10 protein-coding genes are annotated in these 11,645 nt (G+C 44.9%); 1 reads left to right on the top strand and 9 read right to left on the bottom strand.

The features are described 5' to 3' along the window. Nucleotides 1-297: 297 nt before the first annotated feature. Nucleotides 298-507, top strand: coding sequence for a hypothetical protein (locus MKY52_RS09355; protein WP_042193027.1), 210 nt, complete (start codon nucleotides 298-300; stop codon nucleotides 505-507). Here the strand turns inward: MKY52_RS09355 and MKY52_RS09350 are convergent. The 9 genes from MKY52_RS09350 to dnaB all read right to left on the bottom strand — a co-directional run bounded on the left by MKY52_RS09350 (nucleotide 473) and on the right by dnaB (nucleotide 11,645). Then, nucleotides 473-1,282: an MBL fold metallo-hydrolase gene (locus MKY52_RS09350; RefSeq protein WP_042193028.1), complete on the bottom strand. Its 810-nt coding sequence runs from the start codon at nucleotides 1,280-1,282 to the stop codon at nucleotides 473-475. The two genes, MKY52_RS09355 and MKY52_RS09350, sit on opposite strands and share 35 nt — an antisense overlap. A gap of 14 nt (nucleotides 1,283-1,296) precedes the next feature. Then, nucleotides 1,297-2,037 carry a two-component system regulatory protein YycI gene (yycI, locus tag MKY52_RS09345; protein ID WP_042193029.1) on the bottom strand — a complete coding sequence of 247 codons (741 nt, stop codon included), beginning with the start codon at nucleotides 2,035-2,037 and terminating at the stop codon, nucleotides 1,297-1,299. Nucleotides 2,038-2,075: 38 nt separating this feature from the next. Then, entirely contained in the window at nucleotides 2,076-3,368 is a 1,293-nt protein-coding gene (locus MKY52_RS09340) for a YycH family regulatory protein (protein ID WP_042193030.1), read from the bottom strand. Further along, nucleotides 3,365-5,194 carry a cell wall metabolism sensor histidine kinase WalK gene (gene walK / locus MKY52_RS09335; protein ID WP_042193031.1) on the bottom strand — a complete coding sequence of 610 codons (1,830 nt, stop codon included), beginning with the start codon at nucleotides 5,192-5,194 and terminating at the stop codon, nucleotides 3,365-3,367. The genes MKY52_RS09340 and walK overlap by 4 nt, the downstream gene beginning before the upstream one ends. Continuing rightward, complete coding sequence (gene yycF / locus MKY52_RS09330; protein WP_042193032.1) at nucleotides 5,194-5,925, bottom strand: response regulator YycF; 732 nt, start codon at nucleotides 5,923-5,925, stop codon at nucleotides 5,194-5,196. Before yycF ends, walK begins: the two co-directional genes overlap by 1 nt. A 189-nt stretch (nucleotides 5,926-6,114) precedes the next feature. Then, a complete protein-coding gene (locus MKY52_RS09325; protein WP_341051011.1) occupies nucleotides 6,115-7,659 on the bottom strand; it encodes a M23 family metallopeptidase in 1,545 nt (514 codons plus the stop codon). 309 nt (nucleotides 7,660-7,968) lie between these two features. Beyond that, nucleotides 7,969-8,619: a hypothetical protein gene (locus tag MKY52_RS09320; protein ID WP_341051008.1), complete on the bottom strand. Its 651-nt coding sequence runs from the start codon at nucleotides 8,617-8,619 to the stop codon at nucleotides 7,969-7,971. Between the two features lie 162 nt (nucleotides 8,620-8,781). After that, on the bottom strand, nucleotides 8,782-10,068 hold the full coding sequence (locus MKY52_RS09315; protein WP_060626292.1) for an adenylosuccinate synthase: 1,287 nt from the start codon (nucleotides 10,066-10,068) through the stop codon (nucleotides 8,782-8,784). Between the two features lie 209 nt (nucleotides 10,069-10,277). Further along, entirely contained in the window at nucleotides 10,278-11,645 is a 1,368-nt protein-coding gene (dnaB, locus tag MKY52_RS09310) for a replicative DNA helicase (RefSeq protein ID WP_042131710.1), read from the bottom strand.

Genomic DNA, 11,645 nt, shown 5'->3' with positions numbered 1-11,645 from the left:
TACCTCTGCATCCTTTAGACTCCAACAATCACTAAAAAGTTTCACTTTATCCATTAACCACACAATAGTTTCAGTTAATCGAAAGAATTTTAGAATCTTTCAATATATCTTCTCTACTAGGAATATTTTGTAACTTAAAAGACTACACTAATAGAAAGGTTCCATAAATTTAGAGTTTGCTTATCACGTCTATAATTGTATCACAGGCAACCCTCAATTCGTGATTTTCCTGAGGTAAAAAGCCTGCGAATTTTTTACAACTCCAGTTCTGCTTTTACTACATAAGGAGGTATAATTATGAATTCTTTTTCCACAAGTATGGATCTGGTGGAGTTTATCGGTAAGCTTGGCGATTTGAAGGATGAACACTACCATATGACCCTTGCCTTCAGTGCTATGATCGAATTGATGATCGATAAAGGCCTGATCTCCCGCCAAGAATTAGAACGAAAGACTGCCGAGCTTGATCAGCTTATGACAACTGGCTCAACTTATCCCATGGCGTAGGTTGGTCATAATACGTATCGCAAAGCTTAAACTCACTATCTTTAAAGAAACAGCCCCGATCCTCCATTGCGCAACGTACCGACATTTTAGCCAAATCCATCATATTATGATCCCGGCTTAAATGCGCTAAATAGGTACGTTTAGTCCGTCCTGTGAGAATTTCACTTAGTGCTGCTCCGGCTGCTTCATTAGAAAGGTGACCCATGTCGCCAAGTATACGTCGTTTCGTATTCCACGGATAACGTCCCATCCTCAGCATTTCAATATCATGATTCGCCTCCAGCACCAATACGTCCGCCTCTGAAATCGCATCTCTTACCTTGTCGCTAACATATCCCAGATCTGTAGCTACACACAGTTTTTCTTTTCCATCATAAAAATTGTAACCCACCGGCTCCGCCGCATCATGAGAAATTGCAAACGATTCTACACGCAGACTACCAAAATCCCTATGCTGTCCCGACTCCATAATGATTCGGTTATAGTCGGGTATTTTTCCAATGCCTTTTTCAATGGCTCCCCAGGTATTGGTGTTCGCATAAATCGGAAGATCGTATTTACGGGCCATTGCCCCGAGTCCTTTTATATGATCGGAATGCTCGTGTGTGACTAGAATCCCGTCTATATCATTACCCGTTAGCTCGCGCATGGCCAACAGCTCATCGATCCGCTTGGCACTTAGTCCCGCGTCAATCATAAGTGTTGTCTCCCCGTTCCGAACCACCGTTACATTTCCGGTAGAACCACTGGACAGTACTGTAAATGAAATCCCCATTTTCCTTACTCCTTCTAATCTGTTGTCTTCGGACTAATGATGTCCGCACTTATAGCATCCACATAATAGGCATTGCCGTTCTCCAGCATGAACCGCCACATTGGCGACGCTACCTGACTTTCGGAGTTGAACAACTCACCATAATAACCAAGCTCAATCTCCTTTACTACGGAGTCTGCCGGAAAATATTTTTCAATTAAACTGCTAAGCGCTTGCGATGCCGGCAGTACCTTCTGTTCCTTATCGCTACTGCTTGCCCCTATCTCAATCTTAGGTGAGCGGAAAGCTACAATCTTCTGATCACTATTAATCAACTCTAACCTAACTCGGAATAGCGACCACTGATTCTGAACTAGCGGGTGAAGCACGAACTTCCCAACTTCACTTTCTTGAGAATCAAAACGATAATTTGCGATATCCGGTATTTGACTCTCAAGCGCCTTGCTAAGGTCAGTGAAGGAAGAATAGATCAGCTTGCTGTCTATAGGAACATCTAATTTAATGGGTGGTTCATTCTGCTCTTCAGCAGAATATCGATATGTTATATTAGGAAGCTGCGGGGTAGAAGCCGGAATGGGACACAACACACGAATCCCTTTCTGCTCCATGACCGCCTGGGTTTCTTCGGACAGGGAAGTGAAATCGAGATTGGCACTAACCTGATCGCGCAAATCAATCCACAGCTGATAACATAGCAGCAGATTTAGACCTAAAAAGGCGCAAATTAGTACATTTTTGGCTCTTCCCCAATCCATACCCTTACCTCCTAAATATTATATGAACAACTTGTACATTAATTTAATGTAAGAACGCTGCCGTCAATAAGCGTAACCTTCCAGACTGGAAGTAGTTGCAGCTTTTCTTCTTTCACTACAGGTACATACGCAGGCGTTAAATCCTTCACTGCCGAAGTTTTGCTAACCGCAGACAATTGATTCTCTAGCTCCACGCCTCCAGATAGCTCTACGATTTTCTTCTCTGCCTTACTCTCATCAATATAGATTAACGAGCGTTCATAAGAGGATACGGTGCCTTGCTGCAATTCCAGATTAATCACACCATACTGCAGCTGCGAGTTACTCATGATCGGATAGGAGCCATATGGATAGGAACCATAATATTGTTGAAAAGAGACCTTTCTCTCCTGTCTCCCCTCTTCGGTGGCTTCAAGACGGTAGGTTCCATTCCATCCACCATGTTGGTTCACAAATTCTACAGCTTCAAGCGCATCCTTGGCAGGTGTACTGTCTCCGGCTGGAAGTGCGGCAGGATCGCTATAGCTCATCCAATTCCGTTCCTTATCGACCTGAAGACTCCGTTTGCTATCCGTATAAATCTCCGAGCCATTTTTCTCGCGAATATATCTAGTGCTTCCAACATCGAAGAAAAGATTGTTCTGCATTTGTTCTATGGTATACATGCCTGAAGGCATCTCAACCTGAACCAGAGAAATTTTGCTGTCTGGCACATAATAATCACCATCTACGGACTTGTAAGGCGTCCAGTTCTTGCCGAAATCCACATGCTGCTGCACGTCTTGCACAGTTAAATCCGCTTTTGCCGCTTCATATATAATGTCGCCTCTCGTACTGAAGAAAATGGCATGCGCTTTGGAGTCATTCTTAATGTTATAGATCCAAATGCGATCAATGCTTTCTCCTTCAAATAGGGAATCAGGTGACAGCTGCATAACCCGCTGAAGTAACGTTACCGGAATGCCGGATCCGAACGAAAGCTCAATCCCCGGATTCTCATTTCGAATCTTATCCCAATCATAATCCTGTACCGAGTGCCGCTGGAAGCTTTCAAATCCACGCCCTTTTAACCGATTCATAATCAAGCTATAGAACGTTGAGTCTGGATAAAAAAGCGTATGTTTGTTATCGCCCATATGGATGATCATTTTATCAGGGTACAGCAGGTTCTCGACCTTTTCCTCCGGTCCCATATTGTCTGTCTTCACGTATAGATTCTCGGAGAGTACTGCTGAGTCTGCACCAGGCAAGCGATAAATCAAATAGTAACTCTCAACAAGACTTCCCAGCACGAGCAAGGCTAGAATCCATGACTTCAATCTCTCCTTCATGCCTCACTCCCCCTTTGCGCATTCAGAGGTAGCGTAAAGGTTACCTTAGAGCCTTCATTAAGCTCGGATTGCAGGGAAATAGAGCCTCCATGGGCTTTCACAATTTCCCGGGCAATGGAAAGGCCAAGTCCGGTGCCTCCCATATTCCGTGAGCGCGCCTTATCCACCCGATAAAAACGTTCAAAGATCCGCTCGATGTCTTTCTTCGGAATACCAATCCCGGAATCACGTACAGAAATGGAGAGCATTCCATCCTCACTTTTCAAGGCTTCCAATTCAATCGTACCGCCTTCTGGCGTATATTTTAATGCATTGGAGACCAAATTCCCCAAGACCTGATCGATTTGATCACGATCGAGCCATGCTGTGCTGACATCCCTACGGACCCTTGTACTAATGTCGATCCGCTTCTGCCGAATCTGAAAAGAAAAGCGGTCTGCTACATCCTCTAGCATCTCTGTAATATCCGTCTGCTGAATTCTGAGAAGTGCCTCCTTGGAATCCAGACGCGACAGATGCAGTAGATCTGTAACCAGACGAATCATACGCTCGGTTTCGTTACGAATAACCCCAACAAAACGAACCGCTAACTGCGGATCCTCAAGCGCTCCATCATCAAGTGCCTCCACATAGCTCTTAATCGTTGTAAGTGGTGTTCTTAGCTCATGCGAAACGTTCGCGACGAACTCTCGGCGTGATTCCTCCAGGTTCTCTTGCTCAGTTACATCCTGCAGTACAGCAATCGTACCGGCAATGCCGCCTTCACGTCGATGAATCGGAGTAAACGTAACTCTCACGATATTAGAATCTTCTCCACCCATATGTGTCAGATGAAGCATTGCAGACTGGGCATTTCCTTTAGCCAAGGAACCACTCTGCTCATAATCAAGACCTAGCAATTTATCCAGTGGGGCACCTTCCGGCAACGGACCTTCTGTTCCCAGCATAAGTGCTGCTCGAAGGTTCATAAGAATGACTACACCATTCTCATCCGTGGCTACCACACCGTCGCTCATATTCGTCAGAATAGAGGTGAGCTTCTCTTTCTCTTCCTCATTCTGAGAGAGCGCCTCACGCAATCTGCCGGTCATATAATTGAATGCCTGACTGAGTTGTCCAATTTCATCGTTGCCGAGTACGGGCATTTTTCGATTGAACCGACCTTCAGCAACAGCTGTTGCATGCCTAGTCATTTCTTTAATCGGCTGCGTAATGGTGTGTGCAAGAATAACACATAGGACAACTGTCAGTCCCAAGGCTAACAGCAAACCAGAGATGAATACACTGTTGATCCTGCCCATAGTCGCATATAAATCTTTCATGTCAGCAGCAATATAGATTGCACCTACTACCTTGTCACCGGAAAGTACCGGCTTGGCCACAACCTTTTTTCGCACATTATCATCAGCAATAATATATTCTTCATTATCGCTGATCCCCTGCAAGGCGCGATTGACTACGGTCTGAGTGTTGCGCTGTCCGACATAGTCATTCTGCGAGGGCACGGAGGTGGTGATGATTTTGCCGCTAGCATCAAGTACTTGAATTTCAGCCCCGTTAATGTAAAGATTATTAACCATACCACGCAGACTTTCTACAGCCGTTTCCTCGTCAACGGTACCAGCCTCACTACCGAATTTATCAGCAGTCAGGATGGACAGCATCTCCGCACGTGCTTTAAGATCCTTCGTGAAGTTATCCGTTAACGAGTTCTTCATCGAACTGACAAAATAGACTCCAATTAACTGCATAGCTATCAGAATCAGCAGCACATAAATAATAATAAGCTTGGCCTGAATTGTCCGGAAAAAGGACCACCACTTCATCACAGTCCTCCGCTTTTAGGGCTATGCATCAAATAGCCAAGTCCGCGCCGAGTATAAATATATTCCGGCTTGCTGGGATTCTCCTCAATTTTCTCTCTTAGACGACGGATCGTCACGTCTACGGTCCGCACATCGCCGAAATACTCGAATCCCCACACGGCCTGCAGTAAATGCTCCCGGGTCATCACCTTACCCGCATGTTTAATCATATAGTAGAGCAACTCATATTCACGATGGGTCAAATCAAGCGGCTCCCCACCCTTATATACCAGATACATATCTGTATCAATAAATAGATCAAAATGGTAAATACCCTGTCTGGTCTCTGCAGGTTCATTCGCCATTCCCGGCGGTGACGGTTTGTGCTGTCTCCGCATTTGGGCCTTCACTCTGGCGAGTAGCTCACGTGTACTAAAAGGTTTGGTCACATAGTCATCCGCACCAAGCTCTAGACCAAGCACCTTATCAATCTCTCCGTCTTTGGCAGTAAGCATTATGATAGGAATGTCCAAATGTGCAGAACGAACCTCACGACAAACATCCATCCCGTCCTTACCAGGCAGCATAAGATCAAGCAGCATAAGATCAGGTTTTTTGGACAATGCCAATTCTACTGCACTGTTACCATCAAAAGCACAAATAACCTCGTAGCCTTCTTTTTCTAGATTAAACTTCAATATATCAGCAATAGGCTGTTCATCGTCTACTACCAGAATCGTTCCCATCTGCATGTCTCAGCTTCACCTTCCTATCCCTACTTAAAGATCATTCCTTTATTTTAACATACCTGTCTTACCGTCACATCCTACGAAATAAGGAATCGGCTTCCCCAGCAAAAAGAAACAGCTATATCGTCATTCCTATATTAAAAAAAATAAAACCGCTCGAATTTAATCGAGCAGTTGAGGTTAAAGTATGAATTATCGCAAATACTTCATTGGATTTACTGCAGTGCCATTCTTCCGAATCTCAAAATGTAGATGTGTTCCCGTCGAGCGTCCAGTATTGCCCATTACACCAATTTTGGCGCCTTGTTCCAAACGCTGTCCCGTAGAAACGGAGATGCTGTTTAAGTGGCCATAATAGGTTTCGTATCCGTTACGGTGATCCACGATAACCACATTTCCATATCCACTCTTCACACCAGCAAAGATTACAGTTCCGGCATCAGAGGCTTTAATGCTTCGGTTGCCAGATACCATATCTAGACCCTTATGAGCACGGCTCCAGCGCTCACCGAAACTACTAGTAAGGGTTGCTCCGCTTACTGGCCAACTGAACATGCCTGTTCCTTCACCAACTACCTTCGTACCCCGATAAACCACTTCAGGGAGAGAAGATTTAATAACGGTCTGACCCAACCACTCTTCTTGTACGACCATTCCGTTTTTCTTTGTTAACCGATACTGCATTTCTTTAAGGCCCGTTTGTCCTGGACGAACAACCTTACTTTTGCCTGCTGGTAACTGGTCGCTTTTCCGCACGATCACTTCAGGCTCAGTAACCACCTGCTCTGACACTTGCTCTACAGTAACAACTGTAACATCTGGCTGTGGTACCTTCAGCTTCAGTGTATCTCCAATCTTCAAAGTTAGCTCTTTCACATCCGGGTTGTTACTATAGATCTCTTTTTGTGTAATTTCAAACCGTTTGGCAATCCCCGAAATCGTATCGCCCTCTTGAACGTTATAAAGAAGTGGTGCTTCTTTACCCTCGGTAAGAGTTTTGACCGCTTCCTGCACATCCAACACTTTGTTAGGGTCTGTCTTCACTGGAACAATAGCAACTTCTTCACTAATTTTGACTGACTCCACTTGGTTAGGAGCTTTTGCTTTCGCAGCACTTGAACTTGAGGCTGCTGTTCTTGTGAGCTTACTAGCCGTTGCTACTTTAGTTTGCGGAACATAATGATTCTTTACCCCTTCAAGCACCGCATTTGCGGTCTCTTGATCCTTAACAATGCCAACCACCTTGCCATCTACCAATAATTGTACACCTACAGCATAGGCCTTCAGCATTCCATCTAGTTTATTAAGCGTTGCTTCACTATCAACTTCCGGCTTGTACGCTTTCTCCTGTTTAATTGTAATGCCTTCTGTCTGAAGCACCATCGTTGAATCTGGATACTTGTCCTGATATTCCTGTTGCTTCTTATCATACAGCTGATTAAGCTGTGCCTGATCGTTAAGCTTCCCGATCTCCTTACCCTTCACCAACACTTGATAGAAGGTTTCAGTATTGGCTGCTACATACTTTTTCTCTGCACCAATCAACACAGTGGTTAGAAGTACTAGACCAACAGCTCCCAAAATCCAAGAGTGCCGGAATCTACGAGTTCCTTTTTCTTGATGAAAGTGTGTGGAGTCGTGATCGAAATTGTGGCTCTGCTGAACATCTGCTCCGGATTCTGCTGTGTCCCTATCCTGCAGTTTCCCCATCCGGCGCATGAACTTAAATCCCTTCATGAAACTCTCCCTTTCAGTCCGCTCGGTCATCCGAGACGAGCGGCCAAGCTAGTTATACGATCTCGAGTATATAGATTACGACCATGAATATTTCCACTTATCCTAGTTCTAATTTCCTGCTTCTAATGGACCCTCAAAAAGGTTACAATTGGTTACAAAAAATTAACCCTTTGAACATCCTTGTCTAATGTACCATAGCTGAGCGGAAAATTTCAACTTTGTACACATAAAAAAACCCACGAAATACGCGGGTTTTTTGCGCAAATATGAAAATTTAGCCTTTTTCTTGTGTCTAGAAATTGACAATTACTATGGTTGCTGTAGAGTTTCTGTAGTTGGTGTAAGCATTTTCATTATACTCTCGTATTCATCGGGATCAACATATTTGGCAATGACTTGTTGCAGCTCCTTAACCTCATCCTCCGTTAGACCACCCTCCATCGCCGTGGAGATTTTCTGCATCTCATCCTGCGGTAGTTTGGACATCAAGATATTGAATATATTTACCTTCTCCGCCGAAGGGAGATTATCCTTTAAGTCACCTATTGCCTCAGGTGTCATTACCAATTTCTGGTCCTCTGAACTTCCACTCTGGCTTTCGTTAGTAGAAGACTCATTTGAGGCTTGGCCCATAACCGGTAAAGCATCCTCGGGTGCTTTTTCCTCCACCGGCTCCCCTTTTTCAGGTGTATCCTTACTGTTATCTTTATCCTTGTTTACTGCGCTGCCTGTTGTCGTCGCTTCTTTATTCGCTTTATTGGAGTCCGATTGGCTATCCATGCCAATAATACTCTTGACCATCCCACCTAAACCTGGGCCTGGACTATCCACTTTAATATCGAAGCTCGCCAGCACCGACTGAATATAAGCATTTACAACCACGCCCGTAGTTAGAATTGAAAGTGTACTTGCGAGTACTACAATTAGACATACTCCCAGTGCACGCTTCACGATCTTCATTTCTTCTCTCCTCTCACCTATGTTCAAGTCTATCTGGTATATTTTTTCCATGTTTTTCTATACTCCCAGTATTGACTAGAACCGGCTTCGGGAAACATACGCATAAAAGTAAACATAAAAAAGAGACCTCTCGCGAGGTCCCTTATAAATGACTAAATTTATTTAGATATAAATTGGCGTTACTTGATTCGTCTGCTCACGGTTACGGCCTACTGAGAAGATGGCGATCGGAATCCCTGTAAGCTCAGATACACGTTCAACATATCTGCGTGTATTTGCTGGCAGATCGTCCAATGTTTTTGCAGAAGTAATATCTTCGCTCCAACCTGGAAGCTCCTCATATACCGCTTCGCACTCTGCCAGCATCTTAAGGCTAGCTGGGTAATGCGTGATTACTTCACCACGGTATTTGTAGCCTGTGCAGATCTTCACAGTCTCAAGTCCACTCAGCACATCCAGCGAGTTAAGAGACAAGCCTGTGATTCCACTCACACGACGAGCGTGACTTACAACAACACTGTCAAACCAGCCTACACGGCGAGCACGTCCTGTAACTGTTCCATATTCATGACCTGTTTCACGGATATAATCACCAGTTGCATCGTTCAGTTCTGTAGGGAACGGGCCATCTCCAACACGAGTAGTGTAGGCTTTAGCAACCCCGATAACCTGTTTAATCTTAGAAGGTCCAACACCAGAACCTATGCATACGCCACCTGCAGAAGGGTTAGAAGAAGTAACAAACGGATACGTACCTTGATCGATATCAAGCATTACCCCTTGTGCACCCTCAAACAATACTTTGCGGTCTGCATCAATAGCTTCATTAAGAATGACCGACGTATCTGTCACATAATTACGTAGCACTTCCGCATATTCCAGGTACTGAGTCAGAATCTCTTCAACATCAAGAGCTTCCGCGCCATATACTTGAGTAATCACTTGGTTCTTCTCTTCCATCAAGTGACGAAGTCTCAATTCGAATTCCTCAGCGTCCATCAGGTCAGCAATACGGATACCGTTACGTGCAGCCTTATCCATGTAACATGGACCGATGCCTTTGCGTGTTGTACCAATCTTGTTCGGACCCTTGCGGTCTTCTTCCAGAGCATCCAGTACCATGTGATAAGGCATAATAACATGAGCCCGGTCGCTGATCACTAAGTTTTTAGTGTCAAAGCCGTTCTCGTGAATATAATTAATTTCTTGGATCAAGGCAGCTGGATTAATAACCATCCCGTTACCAATTACACAAGTCTTTTCTTTATAAAATACACCAGAAGGGATTAAGCTGAGCTTAAACTTCTCACCGTCAATCAGAATCGTGTGACCGGCATTATTGCCCCCTTGATAACGGGCAACCACATCTGCACTTTCCGCTAGAAAGTCAGTGATTTTCCCTTTACCTTCGTCTCCCCATTGTGTTCCCACGACGACTACCGTTGACATGTTCATTCCTCCGTAGGTGCTAGCAAGCACCATTATTTTTCATAATATGGGCCCTGTACGTCATTCTTATGTACGTAGCCCTCCGGACTCCAAGCGGATTTACCCACTAAAGGACAATACTCAGTGTAACAGCCGTTTTTTTCAAAGTCAAATAAAACGAACGATTACACAAAGAAATGTGCAATCGTTCGGATATCATACATGACAGGTTACCCAGCAAATGGTTCTGCATGTGCTCGCTCGTAGTTAACGAACTTGTTGAAGTTTTTGAGGAAGACAAGCTCTACTGTCCCAACGGGACCATTACGCTGTTTAGCTATAATAATTTCAATAATATTTTTCTTCTCAGTGTCCTGATTGTAATAGTCGTCACGATACAAGAACGCAACAATGTCGGCATCCTGCTCGATAGAACCGGATTCACGCAAGTCACTCATCATCGGTCGTTTATCCTGACGTTGTTCCACACCCCGGCTAAGCTGCGACAGGGCGATAACCGGCACGTCCAATTCACGAGCGATCTGCTTCAATGTACGGGATATATCCGATACTTCCTGTTGACGGTTTTCCCCGCCTTTACCGCGGCCCTGAATGAGCTGCAAGTAGTCAATGACGATCATCCCCAGGCCCTTTTCCTTCTTTAGCCTCCGGCATTTCGCACGAATATCCGTTACAGTAATCCCTGCTGTATCATCGATATAAATCTCCGCCTCCGATAGGGACTGAATGCCCATAGTCAGCTTCGACCAATCATCATCACTCTTGAAGTCACCGGTACGCATAGTATTCGCATCCAGATTAGCTTCGGCACAAATCATCCGCTGTACTAGCTGCGGCGCAGACATTTCCAGACTAAATATGGCAACCGTCTCTTTGGCACGCACTGCAACATTCTGAGCAATATTTAGCGCGAATGCTGTCTTACCTACAGAAGGACGGGCTGCAACAATAATCAAATCATTGCGCTGGAATCCATTAGTCATATGGTCTAAATCCACAAATCCCGTTGGAATACCTGACATGCCGCCCTTATCTTTATTCTGATGGAGGAGTTCAACCTTATCAAATACTTCCATCAAAACATCGCGGATTGCGATAAATCCACTGCCGCTGCGCCGGTTAGAGATTTCAAGAATTCGCCGTTCTGCATCACTCAGCATATCGGCTACATCTTCGCCGCCGGTGTAACCCTCGCTTACGATTTGCGTCGCTGTACGAATCAAACGCCGTAACATAGCCTTTTCTTCAATAATCTGTGCGTAGTATTCTACGTTAGCCGCAGTAGGCACAGCATGCGCCAGCTTAGCTAGGTAGCTAACACCACCAATATCTTCGAGCTCTCCCTTGTCCTGCAGTCTAGAAGTAAGCGTAACAAGATCAATCGGCTGGCTCTCTTCTCCGAGCTGCACCATCGCCTCAAAAATCATTTGATGCGCTTTATCGTAGAAGTCTTCGGTATTCACCCGTTCCATTGCAGTAATGAGCGCTTCATCCTGCAACAGAACAGCACCAATTACCGCTTGCTCCGCCTCAAGATTCTGCGGGGGAACCCGATCGAAAAAGAGATCTCCACCCAT

This window comes from Paenibacillus sp. FSL P4-0184 (genome assembly GCF_038004625.1).
GTDB lineage: Bacteria > Bacillota > Bacilli > Paenibacillales > Paenibacillaceae > Paenibacillus_AQ.
The sequence above is the reverse complement of the archived record's forward strand: the minus strand, read 5'-3'. Positions and strand labels throughout refer to the sequence as shown.